Annotated in this window: 19 protein-coding genes; 4 read left to right on the top strand and 15 right to left on the bottom strand. The window is 68.4% G+C overall.

Going from position 1 to position 23,823, the window contains the following annotated elements; translation table 11 throughout:
• Nucleotides 1-82: 82 nt before the first annotated feature.
• The 3 genes from G6N16_RS16835 to G6N16_RS16845 form a co-directional block, all read right to left on the bottom strand.
• Complete coding sequence (locus G6N16_RS16835; protein ID WP_179961214.1) at nt 83-553, bottom strand: DUF5130 family protein; 471 nt, start codon at nt 551-553, stop codon at nt 83-85.
• The gene (gene ctaJ, locus G6N16_RS16840) at nt 540-758 is read right to left on the bottom strand and encodes an aa3-type cytochrome oxidase subunit CtaJ (RefSeq protein ID WP_083031404.1); all 219 of its coding nucleotides are present in this window, start codon (nt 756-758) and stop codon (nt 540-542) included. Before ctaJ ends, G6N16_RS16835 begins: the two co-directional genes overlap by 14 nt.
• A gap of 77 nt (nt 759-835) precedes the next feature.
• Nucleotides 836-1,471: an HNH endonuclease gene (locus tag G6N16_RS16845; protein ID WP_083031459.1), complete on the bottom strand. Its 636-nt coding sequence runs from the start codon at nt 1,469-1,471 to the stop codon at nt 836-838.
• Nucleotides 1,472-1,645: 174 nt separating this feature from the next.
• Here G6N16_RS16845 and G6N16_RS16850 point away from each other — a divergent pair, with 174 nt between their 5' ends.
• Nucleotides 1,646-2,041, top strand: a complete 396-nt coding sequence (locus tag G6N16_RS16850) for a globin (RefSeq protein WP_083031461.1) — start codon at nt 1,646-1,648, stop codon at nt 2,039-2,041.
• 4 nt (nt 2,042-2,045) lie between these two features.
• On the opposite strand, the gene G6N16_RS16855 is transcribed toward G6N16_RS16850, so the two are convergent.
• The 10 genes from G6N16_RS16855 to G6N16_RS16900 form a co-directional block, all read right to left on the bottom strand.
• The gene (locus tag G6N16_RS16855; RefSeq protein ID WP_083031464.1) at nt 2,046-2,708 is read right to left on the bottom strand and encodes a DUF8185 domain-containing protein; all 663 of its coding nucleotides are present in this window, start codon (nt 2,706-2,708) and stop codon (nt 2,046-2,048) included.
• Nucleotides 2,696-3,118, bottom strand: a complete 423-nt coding sequence (locus G6N16_RS16860; RefSeq protein ID WP_110810869.1) for an acyl-CoA thioesterase — start codon at nt 3,116-3,118, stop codon at nt 2,696-2,698. Before G6N16_RS16860 ends, G6N16_RS16855 begins: the two co-directional genes overlap by 13 nt.
• 16 nt (nt 3,119-3,134) lie before the next feature.
• Nucleotides 3,135-7,991, bottom strand: a complete 4,857-nt coding sequence (locus G6N16_RS16865) for an NAD-glutamate dehydrogenase (protein WP_110810870.1) — start codon at nt 7,989-7,991, stop codon at nt 3,135-3,137.
• Between the two features lie 136 nt (nt 7,992-8,127).
• On the bottom strand, nt 8,128-9,801 hold the full coding sequence (ettA, locus tag G6N16_RS16870) for an energy-dependent translational throttle protein EttA (RefSeq protein ID WP_083031405.1): 1,674 nt from the start codon (nt 9,799-9,801) through the stop codon (nt 8,128-8,130).
• A 141-nt stretch (nt 9,802-9,942) separates the two neighbouring features.
• Nucleotides 9,943-10,479, bottom strand: a complete 537-nt coding sequence (gene ssb, locus G6N16_RS16875) for a single-stranded DNA-binding protein (protein WP_083031466.1) — start codon at nt 10,477-10,479, stop codon at nt 9,943-9,945.
• 153 nt (nt 10,480-10,632) lie between these two features.
• Nucleotides 10,633-11,478 (bottom strand): hypothetical protein, encoded by an 846-nt coding sequence (locus G6N16_RS16880; protein ID WP_234805879.1) that lies wholly within the window; start codon nt 11,476-11,478, stop codon nt 10,633-10,635.
• A 20-nt stretch (nt 11,479-11,498) separates the two neighbouring features.
• Nucleotides 11,499-13,850: a glycerol-3-phosphate 1-O-acyltransferase gene (locus G6N16_RS16885; protein WP_083031408.1), complete on the bottom strand. Its 2,352-nt coding sequence runs from the start codon at nt 13,848-13,850 to the stop codon at nt 11,499-11,501.
• A complete protein-coding gene (locus tag G6N16_RS16890) occupies nt 13,847-15,535 on the bottom strand; it encodes an HAD-IB family hydrolase/lysophospholipid acyltransferase family protein (protein ID WP_163787910.1) in 1,689 nt (562 codons plus the stop codon). The genes G6N16_RS16885 and G6N16_RS16890 overlap by 4 nt, the downstream gene beginning before the upstream one ends.
• Complete coding sequence (locus G6N16_RS16895) at nt 15,532-16,992, bottom strand: wax ester/triacylglycerol synthase family O-acyltransferase (RefSeq protein ID WP_083031410.1); 1,461 nt, start codon at nt 16,990-16,992, stop codon at nt 15,532-15,534. Before G6N16_RS16895 ends, G6N16_RS16890 begins: the two co-directional genes overlap by 4 nt.
• 154 nt (nt 16,993-17,146) lie before the next feature.
• Nucleotides 17,147-18,310, bottom strand: a complete 1,164-nt coding sequence (locus G6N16_RS16900; RefSeq protein WP_234805880.1) for an alpha/beta hydrolase — start codon at nt 18,308-18,310, stop codon at nt 17,147-17,149.
• Nucleotides 18,311-18,600: 290 nt separating this feature from the next.
• On the opposite strand from G6N16_RS16900, the gene G6N16_RS16905 reads away from it, so the two are divergent.
• From G6N16_RS16905 to G6N16_RS16915, 3 genes are read left to right on the top strand one after another with little or no spacing between them, the layout of a single operon-like run.
• Nucleotides 18,601-19,944, top strand: coding sequence for a CitMHS family transporter (locus tag G6N16_RS16905; RefSeq protein WP_083031413.1), 1,344 nt, complete (start codon nt 18,601-18,603; stop codon nt 19,942-19,944).
• A 34-nt stretch (nt 19,945-19,978) separates the two neighbouring features.
• Nucleotides 19,979-21,613, top strand: coding sequence for an ATP-binding protein (locus G6N16_RS16910; RefSeq protein WP_083031414.1), 1,635 nt, complete (start codon nt 19,979-19,981; stop codon nt 21,611-21,613).
• A complete protein-coding gene (locus tag G6N16_RS16915; RefSeq protein WP_083031415.1) occupies nt 21,603-22,274 on the top strand; it encodes a response regulator in 672 nt (223 codons plus the stop codon). The genes G6N16_RS16910 and G6N16_RS16915 overlap by 11 nt, the downstream gene beginning before the upstream one ends.
• Before the next feature lie 231 nt (nt 22,275-22,505).
• On the opposite strand, the gene G6N16_RS16920 is transcribed toward G6N16_RS16915, so the two are convergent.
• Nucleotides 22,506-22,715: a hypothetical protein gene (locus G6N16_RS16920; protein ID WP_083031417.1), complete on the bottom strand. Its 210-nt coding sequence runs from the start codon at nt 22,713-22,715 to the stop codon at nt 22,506-22,508.
• A complete protein-coding gene (locus G6N16_RS22150; protein WP_083031418.1) occupies nt 22,712-23,059 on the bottom strand; it encodes a BRO-N domain-containing protein in 348 nt (115 codons plus the stop codon). The genes G6N16_RS16920 and G6N16_RS22150 overlap by 4 nt, the downstream gene beginning before the upstream one ends.
• Between the last annotated feature and the right edge of the window lie 764 nt (nt 23,060-23,823).

Genomic DNA, 23,823 nt, shown 5'->3' on the forward strand with positions numbered 1-23,823 from the left:
GCGTGTCGGACCGGGAACACGCACGCTCGCGCAAAAGAGGAGGGCCCCGCCGGCGGCGGAGCCCTCCTTTACAGCTCGTGCGCTACGGACGCGCGATGGACGCCGACATCACCCGAATGGCGCTGACCAGGCCGTCGATCAGGTTGCCCTCCTGGAAGCTGGCCTTGGCCGCAGCGATGCCCAGCGGCGCGGCCGCCTCGGCGCCACGGCCGCGCACGTGCGAACCGAAGACCACCTCGATGGCCTTCTGGTTCGGCGAGACGGCCAGCAGCACCGCGTCGTCCGGGGTCGGCACCCGGCCGAGGATCCGCTCGGCCTCGGCGCGCGGGTCACTGCCCAGCTCGCCGAGGTAGATCGCGAACCGCGCCTTGGACTGACGGGTGCCCCACTTCAGCGCCTCGTCGACCTTGACCCGGTCGGCAATGGAGAAGGGGCTGTCATCGCTGAGCTCGCCCGGCTCCGCGGTCCCGGAAACCCGGCCGCTGGAGGTCACCACCGAGCCGTAGGGCAGTCGCTCCGGATGCGCGACGACGGGGAATTCACCACTTGCCACTTGCGCCACCTCCCACGGTGTAGGCGTGCCCACCATGACCATGCCCGTGACCCGAGCCGACCACCTCGTCGGTGGCGGCCCACAACACCGGGGCGTGGGTCCAACGCTCGGCCAGCGTGTATGACGGCGGACGCGGGCCCTTCTTCAGCATCGTCATCAGGTACAGCACGATAAACAGCAGGAGCGGAACGCCCCCGAGGATCATGTGTGTAGTTCCGGTCTCGCTCACCGGTTCAACTTAACCCACCGCCGCCACGCGCACCGGCCGGACCCCGAAGAATCTCAGGCCGCGCCGTCGTCCAGATAGCGCAACCACGCCGGGTCGAGGTCGGTGATCGTCGACAGCAGCCGCCAGTGCCTGCCCGACGGCGGCAGCGGCACCGCCGACAGGGTCCAACCGATCTCGGTCAGCAGCCGGTCCGCCTTGCGGTGGTTGCAGGTCGAACAGCACGCCACGCAGTTCTCCCAGCTGTGCTCCCCACCCCGGCTGCGGGGCACCACATGGTCGACGGTGTCAGCCTTGGCGCCGCAGTAACCGCAGCGAAAACCGTCCCGGCGCATCAGGGCCGCCCGGGTCATCGGCACCCGGGCGCGGTAGGGCACCCGGACGTAGGCCCGCAGCCGGATCACCGTCGGGACCGTGACGCTGGTGGTCGCGGCGTGCAGCACCGCGCCGTCGGCGTCCTCGTGCACCACCTCGGCCTTGCCGCACAGCAGCATGACGACGGCACGCCGCAGCGGCAGCGCAGTCAACGGCTCGTAGGTGGCGTTGAGCAGCAGCACCCGACGCCGGCTGAAGACCGAACCGGGATCGCGCGGGGGCGCACAGTTTTCGGCCCGGTGCAGACCCGAGGCCGCAACCGGACCCAAGCGACTGACCGTGGCTCGTCGAGCCCGGTGAGGGTTTCGCTGCGCCATGAATCCTCCGCAGGACAGTTCACCACGGATCAGGTCCACCCGCATCCGAATTCTCGACGTGCCCGCAGGTCAATCCGGTTAACCTCCGGTGTCCACCGGGTTGAACCAGGAGGCCGCGCCCGCCCCCGCGGGACCGCCCACGTGGCCGACCGGGGTGGCCCGCACAATGAAGAGGTGCAGCCAACACAGCAGTCCTTCTATGACGAGATCGGCGGCCACGCCACCTTCGACCGCATCGTGTCGCGGTTCTACGAGCTGGTCGCCGACGACGAGCTCCTGCGGCCGATGTATCCCGAGGAGGACCTGACCGGCGCCGAGGATCGGCTGCGGATGTTCCTGGAGCAGTACTGGGGCGGCCCGCGCACCTACTCCGACCAGCGCGGACATCCCCGCCTGCGGATGCGGCACGTGCCGTACCGGATCGGCTATCTGGAGCGCGATGCGTGGCTGCGCTGCATGCACACCGCGGTCGCCGAGATCGACTCGCAGACCCTCGACGACGCGCATCGGCGCGAGCTGCTGGACTACCTGGTGATGGCCGCCGACGCGATGGTCAACGCCCCGTTCTGATCGATCAGTGCAGGACCACGTTCGGGTCGCCGCGGCGGCGGTAGACCGAGCCGAAGCGGGTGTCCACCCGCAGCCAGCCCGGTGTCGCCCGGACGCGTACGATCTCGTCGGCACCGACCGCGGCCGGGTCGGTCGGCAGGAAACTCATCCCGGTCAGCGCGAACACCGCGCGCATCTCGACGCCGATCGCCTCGCCGTCGTCGCCGGTCACGGTGATGACGTCCTGACTCAGCAGCGACGCGGGTGCGCCGGGGGTGCCGGCGTCGCGGGCCGCGTCCGACCCGCGCCGGCCCAGCTCGATGACGGCGGCGGCCGGCAGGTCCTCGACATGGCTGAACCCCGATCGTGGCGGCAGCATGGCGTGCCAGGAGGAATCCATCGACCAGCCGGGGTCACCGAACCCGTCGGGTCGCGCGGCGGCCAGCCCGGCGGCTACCGCGTCGGCACCGGCGCACAGATCGTCGGGCGCGACGCGGCCGGCCACCAGCCGCATCGCGAGCACGTCCAGGCCGGTGTTGACCCACACCTCGAAACAGTCGGCGTCGCGGGTGCGCAACCGCAGCACCGCGGCCGGATCCAGCCGGCAGGCTCGGTCGGCGAACACCGCGAGATCGGCCCGGGCGCTGCGCTCCGGTACCCAGACGCCGCGTTCGGTCACCGCGACCAGCGTTCCAGGAACTCCCGGTGGTGTGGCGCCAACCGGACCAGCTTCTGCTCTTCGATGTCGAACGCCGCCAACTGGGTTTCGGCGACGACGGCGGCGCGGGAGTCCGGCGCGGCGTGTACCGACCGCACCTCGTAGCCGATGGTGAAGTCGACCGCGCGCAGCCGCTTGATCCACATGGTGACCTGCAGCGGCGAATCGGTGAGCCGCAGTTGGCCCTTGTAGCCCACCTTCACCTCGGCGATCAGCAGCCCGGTGGTGGCCACGTCGACGGCGAACGCCTGCTTGAGGAACACCACCCGCGCCTCTTCCAGGATGGTGACCATGACGGCGTGGTTGACGTGCTGGTACATGTCGATGTCGGACCAGCGCACCGGCACCTCGGCGACGAATCCGGGTTCACCACTGCTCACCGGCGGTCCCCTGCATTCATCCCTGGCTCCCCGTTCCCGTCGTGGCGGTCATGTTCCTGATCTGGCGCGCGGCCACCGACAGCGTAGCGAGGTCGTATTCGCCGTCGGCGTCTATCTCGGCCAGCGTGCGCGAGGCCCGGCCCAGTCGCGAGGAGTTCATCTGCTGCCACTCGGCGATCTTCTCCTCGCCGGTCTCGTCGGGTTCACCGACGGCCAGCACGTCGAAGGTGAGCAGTCGGATCGAACTGTAGATGTCGTCGCGGACGGCCAGCCGGGCCAGCGCGTGCCAGCGATCGTCGCGCGGCAGCCGGGACACCGCCGACAGCAGCCGGTCGGAATTGAGATGGTCCAGCAGGGTGAAATAGGTGTCGGCCACCTCCTCGGTGTCCCGTTCGGCGATGTCGGCGATGTCGATGACGTCGAGCAGGCTGTACTGGTAGAGCCCACTGGCCACGGTGTAGGCCAGCTCTGCGGGTACGCCGGCGTCGATGAACTCCGCGGTCACGCTGGTGACGATCTTCTCGTCGTCGCCGCGCAGCCAGTCCGGCATCCGCGGAGTCAGGGCCGCGACCTTGGCGGCGAACCGGTTGATCTCCGCCCCGACGGCCAGCGGCTGCGGCCGGTAGTTCATCAGCCAGCGGCCGGCGCGGTCGATCAGCCGCCGCAGATCCAGCGTCATCCGGTCGCTGACGGCCACCGGCACGGTGTTGCTGCGGCCCACCTCCCGAATGGCCGCCCAGGTCTTGCCGACCCCGAAGATCGCGTCGGTGGCCGCGAACGCGCGCACGGCGTCCACCGAGGACACCCCGGTGTCCTCGACGATGCGGAATCCGAAGGTGATGCCCGCGGTGTCGATGACGTCGTTGACCAGCATGGTGGCGACGATCTCCCGGCGCAGCTGATGGCCGCGGATGTCCCCGGCGAACCGCGAGCGCAGTTGCTGCGGAAAGTATTCCGGCAACCGGGAGGCGAACACATCCTGGTCGGGCAGCTCAGTGGCAAGCAGATCGTCCTTGAGCGCAAGTTTGACGTGCGCCATCAGGGTTGCCAGCTCCGGTGAGGTCAGCCCCAGCCCGGTCTCCTGCCGGCGGGCGATCTCCTTGGGACCGGGCAGCGCCTCCAGTTCGCGGTTGAGCCCGCGGGTTGCCTCCAGGTCGTCGATCTGACGCGCATGGACATTGAGCAACGAGGGTGCCTGCGCCCGGCTGGTGCCCATCAGATCGTTCTGCGCGGCGTTGTCCACCAGAACCAGTTCGGCGACCTCATCGGTCATCGACTCCAACAGCGCGGCCCGCGCGTCGGGGGCCACCGTGCCCTGGCTGACCAGCGAATCCACCAGGATCTTGATGTTGACCTCGTGATCGGAGCAGTCCACGCCGGCGGAGTTGTCCAGCGCGTCGGTGTTGATCCGCCCGCCGGACAGATCGAACTCGATGCGCCCCCGGGAGGTGACGCCGAGGTTGCCGCCTTCGCCGATCACCTTGGCGCGCACCTGGTTTCCGTTTACCCGCACGGCGTCGTTGGCGCGGTCTCCGACGTCGGCGTCGGACTCCGTCTCGGCCTTGACGTAGGTGCCGATGCCGCCGTTCCACAGCAGATCGACCGGCGCCTGCAGGATCGCCTTCACCAGCGCGGGCGGCGCCATCTCGGTAACCGTCTCATCCAGTCCGAGCGCGGCTGCCATCTGCGAACTGATCGGGATCGACTTCTGCTGCCGGCTGAACACCCCGCCCCCGGGCGAGATCAGCGCGGGGTCGTAGTCGTCCCAGCCCGACCTCGGCAGCTCGAACAGGCGGCGCCGCTCGGGAAACGATCTCGCCGCGTCCGGGTCGGGGTCGACGAAGATGTGCAGGTGGTTGAACGCCGCCACCAGCCGGATGTGTTCGGAGAGCAACATTCCGTTGCCGAAGACGTCACCGCTCATGTCGCCGATGCCGACGACGGTGAAGTCCTGGCGCTGGGTGTCGACACCCATCTCCCGGAAGTGCCGTTTCACGCTCTCCCATGCGCCCTTGGCGGTGATGCCCATGGCCTTGTGGTCATAGCCCACCGATCCGCCGGAGGCGAAAGCGTCGCCGAGCCAGAAACCATATTGGGCCGCAACGTCGTTGGCGATGTCGGAGAACGATGCGGTGCCCTTGTCGGCGGCAACCACCAGGTAGGCGTCGTCCCCGTCGCGGCGCACCACCTGCGCGGGCGGCAGCACCGCACCGTCGGACCGGTCCACGTTGTCGGTGAGATCCAGCAGCCCGGCGATGAACAGCCGGTAGCAATTGACCCCCTCGGTGCGGGTGGCGTCGCGGTCGGCAGCGGGGTCCCCGGTCGGCGCCGGCGGGTTCTTGACGACGAAGCCGCCCTTGGCGCCGACGGGCACGATCACGGCGTTCTTGACCGCCTGCGCCTTGACCAGCCCAAGAACCTCGGTGCGGAAGTCCTCCCGGCGGTCCGACCAGCGCAGCCCACCGCGGGCGACCGCACCGAAGCGCAGATGCACCCCCTCGACACGGGGCGAATACACGAAGATCTCGAATCGCGGTCTGGGCAGCGGCAACTCGTCGATCAGCCCGGATTCCAGCTTGATCGCCAGCACGCCATTGGCCCGCGCCGAGTCTTCTTTGGTGACAAAGTAGTTGGTGCGCAGGGTGGCCTGGATCAACGAGGCGAATGCCCGCAGCACCCGGTCGGTGTCCATGCTGACCAGGGCGTCGATGTCGGCGGCCACCGCCACCGCTGCGGCCTGGGCGCGGGCGGCGCGCTCGGCGTCGGCCAGACCCGGATCGAAGATCGCCTCGAACAACGCCACCAGGGCCCGCACGGTGCGCGGATTGTCGTTGAGCACCGACTCGATGTAGGGCTGACTGTAGGGAAAACGTGCCTGCCGCAGGTACTTTGCATAGGCACGCAGGACGGCGACCTGCTGCCAGGTCAGGCCGGCGCGCAGCACCAGCTCGTTGAACCCGTCGATCTCCACCCGCCCCTGCCAGATGGCGGTGACCGAATCGGCGAACCGGTCGGCGACATTGCTCTCGGCATCGACGTACGCAGCCTGATCCGCGGCGATATCCGCGCTCAGCGCAATCCGGAACCGGTAGATCCAGACCTCCATGCCGTCGGGGCGGGTGACCGAGAACGGCCGCTCGTCAAGCACTTCCACACCCATGGACTGCAGCATCGGCAGCAGGTCCGACAGCGAGGCCGCCCGACCGCCCAGATACCAGGTCAGCGTGGCGACGTCGTCGCCGTCCTCGTCGGGCTCCTCACCGCCGTCGGCGAACACCAGCCGTACCGAGTCGTGGTGCAGCGCCTCGATGATCGCGATGTCGCCAATGGCGTCGTCGGGGGTGTGGAACTGCCGGTAGGTCGCGGAGAACGCCGACGCGTAGTGCTCGGCCGTGGCGAGGTCGATCCGGCCGTCGGCGACCGCACCGTAGAGCCGATCACTCCAGGTCCGTGCCGCCGCGGTGAGCAGACCCTGGATCCGGGCCGCGTCGGCGGCGGAGACATCGGCGGCCGACGCGGACTCGCCCTCGGGCAGACGGACGGTGAAATGAACAACCGCCCAGGGTGATTCACTGACCCGGGCCGAATAGTCGATCCCGGTTCCGCCGAGTTCGCGGACCAGGATGTCCTGAATCTCCAGGCGCACGGCGGTGGTGTAGCGATCCCGGGGCAGGTACACCAGACACGAGACGAAGTGCCCGAGCGAATCGGTACGGGCGAACAGCAGCGTGCGCCGGCTGGAGCCCAGCCCGATCACGGTGCTCGCCATGTCGTAGAGCTCGCGGGCCGACAGTGCGAACAGTTCCGGGCGCGGGATGGTCTGCATGACGTCCAGCAGCAGCGCCCCGGGGTTGGTGGGGTCGTCGGCGGCCAGGGCCAGGGCGCCGCGCACCCGGCCGGCGACCAGCGGGATGTCCAGCACGTTGGCGTTGACGGCGGCGACGGTGAACAGGCCGACGAAGCGGTGCTCGACCGCATCGTTGCCCGGGTGCTCGCGAACCACGACGATGTAGGGGTAGGCGCCGTAGCGCAGGTAGCTGGGCACGGTGGCATGCGCGAGCACCAGCGGATCGTTGTTATCGGTCAGCTGCGGCAGCACCTCGGTGCGCCGGAGCATGGTGCCCAGCCGGGAGTCGGGGTCGACGGTGGCCCTGCCGTCGCGGACCGGGCAGCGCTGATAGCCCAGCAGCACGAAGTGCCCGTCGGCCAGCCAGCGCAGCAGCGCGGCGACATCGGCGCGGTCGGGACCCGGGAACCGGTCACCGGAATCGGCGGCGATCTGCTCTGACAGCGACAGCAGTTGAGCGTTCATGGCGTCGGCGTCGCAGCTCACCTGGTAGGCGTCGCCCAGCACGTCGGGCAGCTGCCGGCGCAGTTCGGCCAGCGCCGAGCGGTCGACCGTCGGGGCCAGCCGCACGTGGATCCAGACCTCATCGACACCCGCGCCGTCCCCCGGCCCGGCCGGGGCGATGCCGAGCAGCTCGCCGTCGTCATTGCGCTCCGCCCGCAGCACCGGGCTCATGATGGCGGCGTAGCCGACGCCCAGACGGTGCAGCAGTACCGTCAGCGAGTCGGTCAGCATCGGCCCGGCGTCGGTGATCACCTGCAGCACCGCGCCGCCGTCACCGGAATCCGGGGCCTCGTCGACGGTGACCAGGGTCTGACCGGCGGTGCGCCGCCGGCCCAGTCGCAACGCGGCGGTCAGCAGGTCCCCGGGCACCCGGGCGGGACCGGTGGCCGTCGTCGCGCTCTGCGGGGCGTCACCCTGGGGTGCGCGGTAGGCCGCCGCGTAGGCGGCCGCGAGCTGTTCGGCCGCTTCCGGCGACAGATCCGACCAGTCTCCGATGGGCTCCGTCCGCGCGCGTTGCGCCATGCCACACCCCTGCGTTCACCGGGTACCGTCCGCCGTTGGACGGGGCCGACCGGTACGGCCCACGGGTACCAAAGCAACCCTAATCGGGGACGCCGCCCCGGCGCCTCGAGAACGCCAAAGCGGTTGCCGTGACGCGCTAGTCGCGGGTGAGGCGGCGGTGGGTCACCCGGTGTGGGCGCGCGGCCTCGGCGCCGAGGCGCTCGATCTTGTTCTCCTCGTAGGCGCCGAAGTTGCCCTCGAACCAGAACCACTTGGCCGGGTTGTCGTCGTCACCTTCCCAGGCCAGGATGTGGGTACAGGTGCGGTCCAGGAACCAGCGGTCGTGGCTGATCACCACGGCGCAGCCGGGGAACTGTTCCAACGCGTTCTCCAGCGAGCCCAGGGTCTCGACGTCGAGGTCGTTGGTGGGCTCGTCGAGCAGGATCAGGTTGCCGCCCTGCTTGAGCGTCAGCGCCAGGTTCAGCCGGTTGCGCTCACCGCCGGAGAGTACCCCGGCCGGCTTCTGCTGGTCGGGGCCTTTGAAGCCGAAGGCCGACACGTAGGCGCGCGACGGGATCTCGTTCTGCCCGACCTCGATGTAGTCCAGCCCGTCGGAGACCACCTGCCAGACGGTCTTCTTCGGGTCGATACCGGCGCGGTTCTGGTCGACATAGCTGAGCTTGACCGTCTCCCCGACCTTCACGGTGCCGCTGTCGGGCTCCTCCAGTCCGACGATGGTCTTGAACAGGGTGGTCTTGCCAACGCCGTTGGGGCCGATGACGCCGACGATGCCGTTGCGCGGCAGGGTGAAGGACAGGTCCTTGATCAGCTGCCTGCCGCCGAATCCCTTGTCCAGGTGCTCGACCTCGACGACCACGCTGCCCAGTCGCGGGCCGACCGGGATCTGGATCTCCTCGAAGTCGAGCTTGCGGGTCTTCTCGGCCTCGGTGACCATCTCCTCGTAGCGCTGCAGGCGGGCCTTGTTCTTGGCCTGGCGGGCCTTGGCGCCGGAGCGCACCCAGGCCAGCTCGTCCTTGAGCCGCTTCTGCAGTTTCTGGTCCTTCTTGCCCTGGACCTCCAGGCGCTTGGCCTTGGTCTCCAGGTAGGTGGAGTAGTTGCCCTCGTACGGGTAGGCCCGGCCGCGGTCGAGTTCCAGGATCCACTCGGCGACGTTGTCCAGGAAGTACCGGTCGTGGGTGACGGCCAGCACCGCACCCGGGTAGCTCGCCAGGTGCTGTTCCAGCCACAGCACGCTCTCGGCGTCCAGGTGGTTGGTGGGCTCGTCCAGCAGCAGCAGGTCCGGCTTGCTCAGCAGCAGCTTGCACAGCGCGACGCGGCGGCGCTCACCACCGGACAGCTTGGTGACCGGCTCGTCCGGCGGCGGGCAGCGCAGTGCGTCCATGGCCTGCTCGAGCTGCGAGTCGATGTCCCACGCGTCGGCGGCGTCGAGCTCCTCCTGCAGCTTGCCCATCTCCTCCATCAGCTCGTCGCTGTAGTCGGTCGCCATCAGCTCGGCGACCTCGTTGTAGCGGTTGAGCTTGGCCTTGATCGGCACGCCGTCTTCGACGTTCTCTCGGACAGTCTTGGTGTCGTCCAGCGGCGGCTCCTGCAGCAGGATGCCGACCGTGGCGTCCGGGGCCAGGAATGCATCGCCGTTGTTCGGCGTGTCCAGACCGGCCATGATCCGCAGCACGCTGGACTTGCCGGCGCCGTTGGGGCCGACGACGCCGATCTTTGCGCCCGGGTAGAAGCTCAGCGTGACGTCATCGAGGATGACCTTGTCGCCGTGCGCCTTGCGGACCTTCTTCATCGTGTAGATGAACTCAGCCATGCCGCAGTGTTGCCTTTCTCGTCGGGCAGGAAGCTCCGACGCGTCACGCGCGTCGAAGACCTCGGTGGCTTCCCATCCTAGGAGTCCGGCCAAATCGGCACCCGGGGGCCCGCGCCCGCACGCCCCCGGGCGCCTGGGTCCTCAGGCCACCTCGACCTCGACCTGCCCACCGATGTCGGCGCCGGGGCCGTCGTCGCCGTCGGCGGTCTGGTCGGCGCCGGGCCTCGTGCTCGCAGAACTACACCGCTCGCCGAACCCGACGGTCTCGGCGTCCCGATCACCGGGGAAACCGTCGCCGACGCCCGGCGCGGGCTCGGCGGGCACACCGTGCTTTTCCAGCCTGGTGATGTAGCGGTTCAGATCGGGCCCGACGGCGGTCGCCCGCAACTCCAGCGAGGAGCGATGCTGCCCGTCCCGGTCGTCGTATTCGCTGGTGTAGAGGTGCCCGACGACGATGACGGCGTCGCCTTTCTTCAGGCTGGCGGCCACGCCGGTCACCAACCGGCCCCAGCAGTTGACGTTGACGAACAGGGTTTCGCCGGTGACCCAGCTGCCGTCGTCGGCGCGACGGCGGGAATTGCTGGCCACCCGGAACTTGACGACGTCGGAGTTCCCGGTGTCGCGGCGCCGGGGGTCGGTGACGATGCGGCCGACGACGGTGATGGGGGTCTCGTACATGGTGATGTCCCTTCCGGTGATGGTTGCCCGCACCGACGCGATGCGGGCTGCTTCCATTCACCGCCGGAACACCGACAACTGCGTTCGCCGACGGCGCGGTTCAGGCCGCGCTGGGGAACGATCGAGGACTGTGGATAACCGAGGGGGTGCAGATCACCCGGGCTCGGCGCCCGGCACGGGTTCGGCCGTCGCTTCGGAGTCTTCCCACAGCACCGCGCTGATGCACGCGGTCAGCACCCAGCCGGTGCCGATCACCCCGGCCCAGATCAACAGCGTCATGGCGACGCCCATCGGGCCGAACTCCTCCCAGCTGCGCAGGATGATGGGAAACACCAGCCGGGCCACCAGCGGAATGACGATCCCGTCGATGACGACGCCGGCCAGACCGGCCCGCGCGAGGTAACGGGCTCCGCGCCCACCGTCACGCACCAGCAGCAGCGGCGTCATCGCCCAGAAAATCCAGGCCGGCACCAGGCCGACGGCGAACAGCAGCACCCGCACCGGGCCGGAGTGGTCGCCGCCGAACGCGACGAATTCGCGGACGGCCACCATGACCAGGTAGAGCAGGAACCACAGCGCACCGCGGCCCAGGCCCTGACGCCAGCCGAACGGCGCCCGGCGCCACGCCTTGGCCCAGATCCCGGCGATGGTCATCGACATCGGGATACCCCACAGCAGGAATCCGCCGAGGCCCAGGATGGTCCAGTCCCGGCGCAGGCCCGACGCGTTGCCGAACGCATCGCGCACCCAGTCGCTCAACGGCCGCACCAGGCCGAGTTCCCGGGTGATGAGAACACCGGGGCTGGCGTTCTCGGCGAACCCGGAGAGGTAGCTGAACCCGAGGATGATCAGCGGGATGACGGTGGTGAACAACTGCAGTGAAACCAGTCCGCCCAGGGAGCTGCCGTCGATCTCGCGGAATCGGGCCATGGCCCGCGCGGGCAGCCGTTGGCGGTGTTCGTCGATCAGTCGGCGAACACCGCCACCGGTTTCGGACAACTTCGTCGTCCCTCGGGCGCTCAGTGCTCGCCGGTGTCCGGATCGGGAACCCGATCGGAGGACCGTTGCGTCTCCCGGCTGATGAACTGCCGCAGCGAGATCGTGTTGAGGCGGTCCATGTCGGCCAGGATCGCCCGCAGCTCGGCGCGAAACGCCCGCCGGCGCTCGGGCAGATCGGCCGAGGCGGTGAGCAGCCCTTGGTCGGCGACCACCTGCCGCGCGGTGGTGAACAGCAGCGCCGATACCGCCTCGTTGCTGCGGATCAGCTTCTGCGCGGCGTACTGCCGGCCCAGCCCCAATGCGCGTTCGGTGAGTTCCTTCTCACCGATGTCTGCCGACGCGTCGCACAGCACGTCGGCCACGATGGAGTACGCCTCGATGAACGGCCGCAGCATGGCGTGGGCCATCATCGGCCGTTTGGCCTCCAGCAGTGTGTTCACCCCGGCGACGCCGGCCGACACGCTGTCCTCCCAGTTGGCGTGCCAGTCCATCTCCTCGGCGATGTTGCGGCGGAACGCCGCGGTGTCGGCGAAGTAGAACTCGAACTTCAGCAGGTCGCGGAGCCGCATGGCCTGATCCCAGAACGCGGTCAGCCGGTCACCGTCGGCGCGCGCCACCGAGGCCAGAGCCAGCTCGACGATCGAGGTCTCCAGGAAGGCGTGGATGAGGGTGTTGCGGTAGAACGCGCCCTGCAGCTCGTCCTCGGGCTTGATCCGCCACACCGGTTCCCGGCCGCCGTCGGTGCGGGTGACCGGCTGCCCGCCGGAGAGTGCGTCCAGGGCGGCCCGCACGCCGTCGGTGCTGCGCAGCCTGCGGGTGCTCTCGGTGAGCGGTGTGTTTTTGCGTTCCAGGTAGTCGAGAGAGTCCTGCAGCGTGTGGTGCACCTGGCCCACGGTCATCGCCGCGCCGCGGGTGGTCAGCAGCAGCGCCGAGACCAGCGCGGTGGCGTTGATCGGCGTGGTTCGCAGGATCCGCCAGGCCACCTCGAAGGCCATCTTCTGCAGCGCCAGGCGGAACTCGGCCGAGCCCTCGGCCGGTTCCGAGCCCGGTTCGCCGAGGTAGTCACGCATGGACACCGCCGCGGGGAACCGCACGTAGATCTTGCCGAAGTTCCGTTCGCCCTGTGCCTTGATGTAGTTGTACAGCCAGCCGACCCCCTCGGGGGCCTTCTCGCCACCGCGCGCATAGGCGGCGTACTCGGCCGTCTCGTGCAGCTGGTCGAAACTGATCGAGACCGGTTGCAGCAGGATGTCCTCGCTGCGGCCCTCCACGTAGGCATCGGCCACGTACGACAGCAGACCGAGCTTGGGCGGCAACATCTTTCCGGTTCGTGACCGGGTGCCCTCGATGGACCAGGACAGGTTGAAGCGCTTGGCCACCAGGTAGCCTACGTACTCCTTGAGCACGTACTTGTAGACCGGATCGGACCCGACGTTGCGGCGGATGAAGATGACCCCGGACCGGCGCAGCAGCGGCCCCATGAACCCGAAGGACATGTTGATGCCGGCGAACAGGTGTGCGCGCGGCAGCTGATTCTCCTGCAGTGCCACGGTGAGCACCGCGCTGTCCAGATTGGACCGGTGTGACCACAGCATCACCGCGGGATGGGTCTCCAGCGCCGTCCGCATGGTCTCCACCTGGTCGGTGTCGTAGTCGATCTGCGGATCGAAGCCGCGCCCGTAGAGGAACCGGGAGAACGACGGGATGAGGTCGACGGAGAACCGACTCCAACCGGTGGCCAGCTCGTCGAGAATCGCACCGGCGGCGTCGACGGTGGCGCCGGGCACCTTGGCCAGCCCGTCGCGGAACCTGGCCGAGGACAGCATCTCCGGCTTGATCAGCCGCGGCGATTTGTACTCCGGGCCCAGCAGCCGGTATTCGATGCGTTCCACCGCGAGCTCGGCCCGGCGCAGCACGAAGCGGGCGAAATCGCGGGGGTGGCCACCTCCGGTGTTCTCCTGCCACTGCTCACGCAGCGCCGACACCTGGGCCGGCTCGCCGGCGACCACCCGGGCCCGGCTCGGATCGCGTTGCAGAATGCGGCGCTGCAGCATCTCCGGCGGTCGGTAGGTGTCGCGTCCGGCCAGCAGTCCGACGACCTTGACCCGTGTCGGCAGTCCGGCGGCGTTCCAGAACACCCGCACCGGAACGACGGTGCGGTCCTGATCCCGCGCCAGTTGGTCGACGAGCTGGGCGACGACCGGCGCCGGCGGCTCCTCGCGGGGCAGCTGGAGGACCTCGATGTCGGCGTCGGGATGGGCCCGGCGTTGTTCGTCGACCCAGGCGTTGAGCAGGTCGAGTTCGGCAGCCGAGGACACCGACGCCAGCACCAGGGCAGCACCGTCGATCGCGGGGGCGTCGTGTTCGGTCATGACCGGGTGTCCGACTCGGGGGCCTGCTCGACGGCGGTCGGTCCGGATGGCGGGGCGGCCTTTTTGGCCGGCACCTTTTTCACCGGTGCCTTCTTGGCCGGCGACTTCTTCGCAACGGCCTTCTTGGCGGGGGCCTTCTTGGCCGGCGCCTTCTTGGCCGGCGCCTTCTTGGCCGGCGCCTTCTTGGCCGGCGCCGCTGCGTCGACGCCGAGATACGGTGCGATATCGGGCAATTCGCCGTCCGGCCAGTCCTTCAGGGTGTCCAGATAGAGCCGGCGGATACCGTCGATGTGCTCGGCGAGATCATCATGGGTCCAGTCGGCGACCGAGACCGGCGGGAACACCACGATGTCGACGGTGCCCGGGTTCATCGTCGAGGAATCACGAGCGGCGATCGCATCCGCGTTGCGGATGACCACCGGGACGACGGGCACACCGGCGGACATCGCCAGCCGGAACGGGCCCTTCTTGAACGGCCCGACCTCGGTGGTGTCCAGCCGGGTGCCCTCGGGCGCCATCAGAATCGACAGCCCTTTGGCGATGGCCTCTTCGACCTGCTGCAGGGACGCCACCGCTGAGGCGGTGTCCTCCCGGTCGATGAAGACGCCGTCGAGCAGTTTGCCGACCGGGCCCAGCAGCGGGTCGTCGGCGAGTTCCTTCTTGCCGACGCCGGTGACGTTGTCCCCGATCAGCGACGCGGTGATGATCGGGTCGAAGTTGTTGCGATGGTTGAAGATATAGACCGCCGGCTGCTGCTTCTTCAGATTGTCCCGGCCGATCACGTTGAGGTTGACCCCGTTGATCGACAACCACAGCGGGAAGAAGGTGCGGGTGAACAGGTTGACGCCCCGGCGGCGATTCCGGTTCAGCAGCCCCCACCCGACGGCACCGGCGGCGACCGGTCCCATCGTGGAGATGCCGGCGATGTTGCGCACCAGCCCGGAGATGCCGCTGCCACTGCGGCTGTTGAACTTCAGCACCGGCCAGCCCCGTTGTTTGGCCAGCGCCTCCATTTTCGGCTCGGGATTGGTGGGACGCGGATTGCCCACCAGATACATCAGCGCGACGTCCTCGTCGCCGTCGGCGTAGAAGTAGCTGTCCTTGAGGTCGATCCCGTGTTCGGCCGCGAACTTCTGCACCGCGTTGGCCTTGCCCGGCCCCCACAGGATCGGTTTGGCCACCTCGCCGGTGAGCACGCCGTCGTCGTCGACCTCGAAGATGTTGGTCAAGGTGTTGGGGATGCTGAGGTAACGCGCCACGGGTTCGACCTGGATGGTCAGCGCCGACGAACTCAGACAGACCGTGTGCCCGCGCTCCAGGTGGGCACGGACCAGCTCCCGCATCTCCGGGTACACCCGGTTGCGGATCCGCTGGTGGAACAGCCGCTCCCCCACCTCATCCAGGTCGATCAGCGACCGGCCGCGCATGGCCTGGGATGCCTTGCGGATCAGGCCCTCGAACTCCAGGCGCCCCAGCTTGTGACTGATTCCGCCCTCGATCATGCCGATCAGGTCGCCGATGCCCAGCTGGCGGGACAGGAACTGCTCCTGGGTCAAGATGACGCCGGTGAAGCCGGCGACCAGGGTGCCGTCCAGGTCGAAGAACGCCCCGATATGCGGGCCGGCGGGGCTGGCCTGGATCTCGGCGACCGATCCGGGCAGCCGCATGTCCTTGGAGCCGGTCATGACCGTTCCACCTTTCCGTCGTCTCCGTCGTCGAACGATGCCGGTCGGGCGGTGCCCGCGGCGTCTCCGGCCAATGCCAGTACCTCGTCGAATCCCTCCCGCAGGCAGCGGGCGAACAACTCGGGGTCGCTGATGGAGGCACGGTCATACCGTGCGGTGATCGTGGCCCACCCGCCGCGCGTCACCAGCACCACCATCATCGCGACTCCGGGCAACGGCCCGACTCCGTACTGCCGCAACACCTTTGATCCGGCGATGTAGGTGTCGCCGGGGAAGCCCGGCACGTTGGATGCCTGGACATCGGAGACGACGACCGATCCGGTCATGGCCTCGAGCACCGGGTCGGGAAGCAATGACAGCACCGGGGCGACGGCGCCCATCACCCCGATGGCGGCCTCCTCGCGGCGTTTGATCATCTGGCTGCGGATGCGGGCCATCCGCCGCTGCGGGTCGGCGGTGCCGATCGGCGCGGCCAGGTTCACCCCGGCGAACCGGTTGCCGCCGGCGGGATCGGAATCGGAACGCAGATTGACCGGCACCGCCATCGGCAGCGTGGCCACCGGCATCCCCATCGCCTCGTGATAGCGGCGCAACGCCGCGCACACACCGGCCAGATAGGCGTCGTTGATCGACCCGCCGACGGCCTTGGCCGCCCGGTGCAGGTCGGAGAACCGGATGTCGATCGATTCCGTGCGGCTGGACAGACTGCGCCGGGCCAGCAACGGGGAATGCTCGGCGGCCGGTCGCATCACCCGGGCGCCGGACGCGAGGTAGCCGACCGTCCCGGTCACCGCACCGATCGGATTGCCGAGCACCCGGCCGATCCCGCCGGCCGCGCCGCCGATCAGGCCCAGGGCCCCGCCGGCGATGGCCGACGGCAGGTGTCGCAAACCCTCGCGCATGAGGTCGTTGCTACTCAGATCCTGCGGGATCAGCAGCGGGGGTGACGGTCTGGGCGAAGGTTCGGCTTCCAGGTCGTAGATGCTGGCAAACATCTCCACACCACCGACACCGTCGGTGATCGCGTGACTCAGATGCAGAATCTGCGCCGCCCCGCCGTCGGCCAGCCCCTCGACCAGGGTCGCGGTCCACAGCGGCCGGGAGATGTCCATCGACGACTGCAGCGCCACCTCCGCCAGGTCCAGCACATCGCGCAGCGTGCCGGCGCCCGGGGCGCGTACACGTCGCACATGGAAATCGAGGTTGAAGTCCGGGTCGACCACCCAGCGCGGCGCCGCCGTCGGCAGAGTCGGCATCACCACCTTCTGGCGCAACCGTTTGATTTCCTGCGACGCCCGCTCATAGGTGCTGCGGTAGCGCGACCAGTCCGGCGTCGTTTCCAGGAGTTCCACCGCCATGATGCCCGAGCGGGTGCGCGGGTTGGCCTCCCCGCGATGCAACAGCTGATCCACGGCACCCAATTCGTCGGGCAATCCGGCTGCCGCCGATTCGGTCACGGTCGGTTCTCCCCTCGCGGCGTGCTGACTCTGGGCGTCAGCGCATCGGTCATGCCGCAGCAACGCTAGCCCGCGCTGCGGCGGCACGCTGTCGATTGTGCCGAACGGCGCCGCGGGTGTCAGAGCGTGGTCGCCGCGGAGGAGGACACCGGGACTACACCGCCTGACGTACCTCGCCCGAGGCGAGATGACGCGCGTAGGTGATACCCAGGAACGACGCCACCGCCGAGGCGGTGAGCTGGGACCGCAGGGTGCCCAGCACGTCGAAGGCGTGGTGCGCATTGGGCAGGTCGGCGTGCACGACGGTGGACGCTCCCGCCGAGCGCAGCGCATCGACGAACGCCGTGGCCTGCCCGCGCGGGATCACCGCGTCGTGGCTGCCGTGCAGCACGAAGAACGGCGGTGCGTCGCGATGCACACGGTGGATCGGCGAGGCCTGGTGGAACAGTTCCGGGCGGTCGGCGATCCGGGCGTGCATGACGAACTGCTCGAGGAACGGCATCATCAACGTGCACATGTTGCTCGGGTCGGTCAGGTCGTAGGCGCCGTAGTACGGAACGGCGGCGGCCACCCGGGTGTCGACGTCCTCGAATCCCGGCTGCAGGCTCAGGTCGTCGGCGGTAAGCGCGGCCAGCGACGCCAGGTGCCCACCGGCCGAGCCGCCGGTGAGGGCGATGAAGTCGGGATCCCCGCCGTAGTCAGCGATGTTCTCCCGCACCCAGGCGATGGCGCGTTTGACGTCGGTGATGTGCGCGGGCCAGGCGGAGAACGGGCTGCGGCTGTAGTTGATCGCCACGCAGATCCAGCCGTGCTCGACCATCCGGCTCATCAGCGGGTAGGCCTGGCCGCGCTTCTCGCTGATCGCCCAGGCGCCGCCGGGAATCTGCAGCAGCACCGGCGCGCGGCCGTTGGCGGGCAGCTCCGGCGAACGCCAGATGTCGAGGCGATGGTCACGGCGATGCGGACCGTAGGAGATCTCCTTGGTGGTGGCCGCGTAGCGGCGACGACGCTGGGAGGCGTGCCAGACACCGGCGGCACTGTGGCGTGGGCGGTGGTCCTCGAACGGGTGACGAACCTGGGTTTCGAACCCCTCGCCGAACTCCGCACCGAGGGCCTCGGTCAGCACCCGACCGGCACGCTGACCGCCCCAATGGTGGGTCAGCCCGTGCAGTCCGGCGTGTCCGACGGCCGAGAGCGCATGTCCGGCCACCGCCTCGGGAGCGAGTTCGGTGGCTGCCCAGCCGGCGACCCAGCCGGCAAGGGTCGGCGCGCCGCGCAGCAGCACTGAGGTGGACCGCATGGTGTTGGCAGGGCTCACGGCCGGTGCACTCCTCGGATTCCTCGGTGCCGGGCCCCATCGCCCAGCAACCAGCGCGTCACCGTTACAAACAACGTGGCGCGCGTCACACATTAGCGGACTTACGGAGCGTAGGAGCGCATTTGTCGCCGAATCGTGTCACCCCGGGCCGCGCCGACGGTCCGGTACACCCGTCCCACAGACGCGCAAAACGCACAAAACCCACGCAAAGGCCCACAAGCGTGCGTTGTGATCTGGACTACAGCGATTCTGACCGACGGATCCCCATCACCTCAGCGCAGGAGGACGGCATGCTCACAGTTCTGGGATTGACCATGGTGGCCACGTTCATGGTGGTCATCATGACCCGGCGCGCCACGCCGATTGTCGCCCTTATCGCCGTGCCGGTTACCTTCGGCCTGATCGCCGGCTCCGGCACGCGCATCGGCGCGATGATCATCGACGGCATCGAAGATCTCGCACCGACCGCCGCAATGCTGTTCTTCGCCATCATCTACTTCGGGGTGATGATCGACGTCGGCCTGTTCGACCCGATCGTGAAGGTCGTGGTCCGACTGGTGCACAACGACCCGGCGCGCCTGGTGCTGGGCACCGCTGCGCTGTCGGGCGTCGTCTCCCTCGACGGCGACGGCTCCACCACCTACATCATCACCACTTCGGCGCTGTTACCGCTGTATCTGAAGCTGGGCGTGAGCCCCGTCGTGCTCACCGTCGTGGCCGGCCTGGCCAACGGGACGATGAACATCGTGCCGTGGGGCGGACCCACCGCGCGGGCCGCGGCCGCGCTCAAGCTCTCCCCCTCGGAGGTCTTCGTGCCGATGATCCCCGCACTCGTCGCCGGCCTGGCCGTGGTCTTCTCGTTCGCCTGGCATCTCGGCGTGCTGGAACGCCGGCGCATCGGCTCGATCGTGGTCCGCGAGCGGGTACTCGCCGGCGTCGGCGACAGCGCGCTGATCGCCGCCACCCCGCCCGGTGGGGACGAAACCACCGGCAACGGCGGCATCTCCGGTCAGCACGCCCGACCCCGGCTGATGTGGGTGAACGCCGCGCTCACCATCGCACTGCTGAGCGTGCTGACCCTCGACATCCTGCCGATCGCCGTGCTGTTCATGATCGCCGCCGCCGTCGCACTGGCCATCAACTTCCCGAAGGTCGCCGAGCAGCAGTCCGCCATCACCCGGCACTCCTCCTCGATCGTCGCCGTGGTCGGCATGGTGCTCGCCGCCGCCGTACTCACCGGGATCTTCAAGGGCACCGGCATGGTCGACGCGGTCGCCACCTGGGTGGCTCACGTCATCCCGACGAGTATGGGCTCGCATCTGGCGATCATCACCGGGCTGCTGTCGATCCCGTTCACCTTCCTGATGTCCAACGACGCCTTCTACTTCGGCGTGCTGCCGGTTCTGTCGGAGACCGCCGGGAACTACGGCATCAGCGCGGCGGAGATGGCCCGCGCATCCATCACCGGGCAGCCGTTCCACATGCAGAGTCCTCTGGTGCCGGCGATTCTGCTGCTGGTGTCGCTGGCCGGAGTGAGCCTGGCCGACCACCACAAGAAGGTGTTGTGGCGCGCCGCCGTGGTGGCGATCGTCATGCTGGTCACCGGCACGGTGATCGGCGCCATTCCATTCTGACCGCCCGATCCCGCGTTCTGCGTAGGTTGCAGGGATGCCCCGCTTCCGGCTGCGCACCCAGATTCTGCTGTTGCAGACGGCGGTGATCATCGCCAGTCTCACCGCCGGCTTCGCGTTCGTCTTCGACCGGATGGACACCGCCACCCGCGACCAGTACGCCCAGCGCGCACAGGGGATCGCCGAAGCCGTCGCCTCTGATTCCGACGTCCGCGCCGCCGCCGCGGCCCAGACCGCGCGACGCCGATCCGGAAGCCCGGCCGAGCCGGCCGAACTGGCGAACTCGGAACTGCAGCGGCAGACCGCAACCATCACCGCCCGCACCGGCGCGCTGTTCGTCGTCGTCGCCGACGACGACGGCTACCGGATCGCCCACCCCGACCGCACGCTGCTGGGTCAACGGGTCAGCACCGATCCGTCGGCGCCGCTGCACGGTCGGCTGGAGGTGGCCGAGGACACCGGAACGCTGGGCGGTTCGGTGCGGGCCAAGGTGCCGGTGTTCGGACCCGACGGAGCCGTTGTGGGGTTGGTCAGCGTCGGTATCTCGACCGACGCGGTGGATCGAGCCAGCCGGCACAACCTGGCGATTCTGCTGGGACTGGTGGTGGCCGGCCTGCTGGTGGGCGTCGGCGGGTCGGCGTTGCTGGCACGACACTGGCGCCGGGTCACGCTGGGACTGGAGCCCGAGGAGATGGCCGAGTTGATCCGCGAACAGCACGCGGTCCTGCACTCCGGCGCCGAGGCGGTCATCGCCTTCGACGCCGCCCTGGTGGCGCGGGTGATCAATCCGCAGGCGCGAGAACTACTGGGCGTCACCGCGCCGACCGGGACACCGCTGCGCGACCTGGGACTGACCGCCCGGGTGGCCGGCGTGGTGATCGCACCCACGGATGTGCCCGTCGCCGCGGCGGTGAACGAACGCATCGTGCTGCTCAGCTGCCGCCGGGTGCACCGGGACGGCACCGACCTCGGCACGGTCCTGACGGCGGTCGATCGGACCGACGTCGAGCAATTGACCCGGGAACTCGATTCGGTGCAGGCGATGAGTTCGGCACTGCGCGCCCAGCGGCACGAAACCGCCAACCGCATGCATGCGCTGGCCGGCCTGTTGCGCGATGATCGGCCCGGGGAGGCGCTGGCCTACCTGGACGAGATCGCCGGCCGCACGGGGATCGCGGCCATCGCCGGCCTTGAGCGCGTCGGCGAACCGCATCTGACGGCGTTCCTCGCCGCCAAGGCCGCACAGGCCCGCGAGCGCGGGGTGAGCCTGCGAATCGGCGAGGACACCGCGCTGGTCGGTGCGCTGTCCCATCCGGTGGACACCACCACGCTGGTGGGCAACCTCATCGACAATGCGATCGATGCCGCGTGCGACGGACCCGCGCCTGCCGAAGTGGAGATCGACGTGCTGCGCGACGGTGCGACACTGGTCGTCGTGGTCACCGACACCGGACCGGGATTTGCCGTCGAGGATCCGTTCTCCGAGGGCGTCACCACCCGCCGTGACCCCACGGTGCCGGGTGGTCGCGGCATGGGCCTGGCCATCGCCCGGCAGGTCGCCCGCTGCCACGGCGGCGATGTCACCGTCGGCTCACCGGGCGGTCCGGACTGTCCCGAGCCAACAGCGGTGATCGCCACCCTGCCCGACGGGATCCGCCCCGATGAGACCTGACCTGCGGGTGCTCGTCGTCGACGACGATTTCCGTGTCGCCGGCCTGCACGCGAAGGTCGTCGACACGATGGCCGGCCTGACCACCGTGGGTTCGACGCGCACCCTCGCCGAGGCGCGCAAGCTGGTGGCTGCCGGGCCGGTGGATCTGGCCCTGGTCGACGTCTATCTCCCGGACGGGTCGGGCCTCGATCTGGTTCGGGAATTGCGTTGCGACGCTTTCATTCTCGGCGCTGCCGATGATGCCGCGAGTGTCCGTTCCGGGCTCGCCGCCGGGGCGCTGCACTACCTGATCAAACCGTTCACCACCACGGAGCTGGCGCACCGGCTGGCGGCCTACTGCGCGTATCGGCGGATCCTGGCCGCGCCGACGTTACGCCAGGACGACGTCGACGCCGCCCTGGGCGCACTGCGCTCCGGCCGCACCTCGACCACTCGCCCCGAGACCGTCTCGGTCACTGAGAACAGGATCGTCGCCGTGCTGAGCACCGCCGACCGACCGCTGCCGGCCGACGACATCGCCGCGGAGGTCGGCGTGTCGGTACCGACGGCGCGACGCTATCTGGCGGACCTGGTGCGCGCCGGGACCGTCAGCATGCACCTGCAGTACGGCTCGACCGGGCGCCCCCGTCAGCTGTACGCAGCGGGCACGGTGACCGGGTGAGCGGACCAGACGCAGAGAGAAGCGCCCCCGGCAGGAATCGAACCTGCGACCTAGGGATTAGAAGGCGCTAGAAATAGGGCCTGACCTGGCCTTATGTTGTTTTTGGGCACTTGCGGACGCCTGCGGTTGGTAGCGGTAAAAATATGGCCTCACCTGCGTTAATTCCGACTATCCGGGCCAACACTCGCCAACACTGGCCAGCGTGGTGCGGACTGACTGCGGACTAACGGACTACTCGGGCAGTAGGTGCTCCACGCTCAGCAGGTACTCGATGAACTCCCAAAACTCAGCCCGGGTAGGTAGCTCAACGGTGCCGTCGATGAACGCTGCGGCCTCGCCGGGGGTGGACTCGTCCACGCCGACCTCGCCACGGCCGAACGTTCGGCTGGCCAACAGTCGGTAGTAGTCATCGGGGATATCTGTCGTGTCGGTGGTCGTCATGGGCCGGGACGGTAAGGCCATCCGGGAGTACGGCGCGGGTACGGCCAGGCCGTGCGGCGTGTCGCGGTGCGGATGGTGGGCAGTACCTCACCCGTAACCCAATCTTGGAACCTCTCAGCACCGGGGACGTTGGACCGCATGATGAGCCGGTACAAACCGGGCTCATTGATAAGCGTCATGTTCTGGAACCCGGTAGCCGAAGCGGGCATCGGGATACGCGATGCCCGGGACTGACCTGCGGAAACGTGGTCTCTGACAGCCTTAGGTCCGTTGGCATATCCAAGTAGGTCGGTCACGTCCTTAGCAACAAACCAAGGCTCACCCTCAACCAACACCACCCGCACAGCAAACCCGACTAACCCCGATTAAAACGCCTGTACCTGGCCTAATGGCTTTGCCGGCCAAGCAGGTCAGCAAAGGTTGGGCCCGGTCGATGTTCCTCACACCGACCGGGCCCCGCCCCCGGGACCACACTCATTAGCGGTAGAGAATCCGCAAGCATGGCCCCTTATATGACTCAACACATTTCGTTACTTTTTGTATGTAAAGCGGGCAAGTGGTTGGTCCTATGAGACCAGCATTCCCCTCCCATTAGCTAGTGGGAACCCATTGGTTCCCACTAGTAACTCATACCCGCCGGAACCTAATTGTTCCGGCGGGTTGTGGCAGCACACGGCAAGCCGCTAAGGACTCTCCACCACCTAATTAATAGGAGTCACCGCGTGCCTTATCCACGTCGCACGGTTCCTAAGCCGCGCGACAACCACCCAACCTAAGCCAGGTGGAAAATTATTTACTGGGCGCGTTCGCGGTAACGGTTTAGAACATACAGTTCGTTAGTCGTCCACCCCGTAAACCCATCCCTATACGAGACCGCAAAGGGCCCCATTCGTTCATCGGTAACCATCTGCGACGTATCGGTGAGAAGCCGCGCAGCCGCGGTAAGGATCACGGCCCGAATATCACTACTCGGTTCCCCTGCCATGTCCCAACCGCGACCGCGCGTGTAACTCTTAGCCTGAGCCGAAACAATCGCTATGATCGCCTCGGCCTGGCTAGCGTTAACACTCTCACCAACAAACGCCGACAAATCAGCCACAGTCGGCGC

The organism is Mycolicibacterium insubricum (assembly GCF_010731615.1).
Classification (GTDB): Bacteria; Actinomycetota; Actinomycetes; order Mycobacteriales; family Mycobacteriaceae; genus Mycobacterium; species Mycobacterium insubricum.

Coding starts and splice junctions, on each gene's coding strand:
- ettA (WP_083031405.1), bottom strand. CDS start 9,801: ATGGCTGAGTTCATCTACACGATGAAGAAGGTCCGCAAGGCGCACGGC.
- G6N16_RS16915 (WP_083031415.1), top strand. CDS start 21,603: ATGAGACCTGACCTGCGGGTGCTCGTCGTCGACGACGATTTCCGTGTC.
- G6N16_RS16890 (WP_163787910.1), bottom strand. CDS start 15,535: ATGACCGGCTCCAAGGACATGCGGCTGCCCGGATCGGTCGCCGAGATC.
- ssb (WP_083031466.1), bottom strand. CDS start 10,479: ATGTACGAGACCCCCATCACCGTCGTCGGCCGCATCGTCACCGACCCC.
- G6N16_RS16910 (WP_083031414.1), top strand. CDS start 19,979: ATGCCCCGCTTCCGGCTGCGCACCCAGATTCTGCTGTTGCAGACGGCG.
- G6N16_RS16845 (WP_083031459.1), bottom strand. CDS start 1,471: ATGGCGCAGCGAAACCCTCACCGGGCTCGACGAGCCACGGTCAGTCGC.
- ctaJ (WP_083031404.1), bottom strand. CDS start 758: ATGATCCTCGGGGGCGTTCCGCTCCTGCTGTTTATCGTGCTGTACCTG.
- G6N16_RS16920 (WP_083031417.1), bottom strand. CDS start 22,715: ATGACGACCACCGACACGACAGATATCCCCGATGACTACTACCGACTG.
- G6N16_RS16865 (WP_110810870.1), bottom strand. CDS start 7,991: ATGGCGCAACGCGCGCGGACGGAGCCCATCGGAGACTGGTCGGATCTG.
- G6N16_RS16885 (WP_083031408.1), bottom strand. CDS start 13,850: ATGACCGAACACGACGCCCCCGCGATCGACGGTGCTGCCCTGGTGCTG.
- G6N16_RS16905 (WP_083031413.1), top strand. CDS start 18,601: ATGCTCACAGTTCTGGGATTGACCATGGTGGCCACGTTCATGGTGGTC.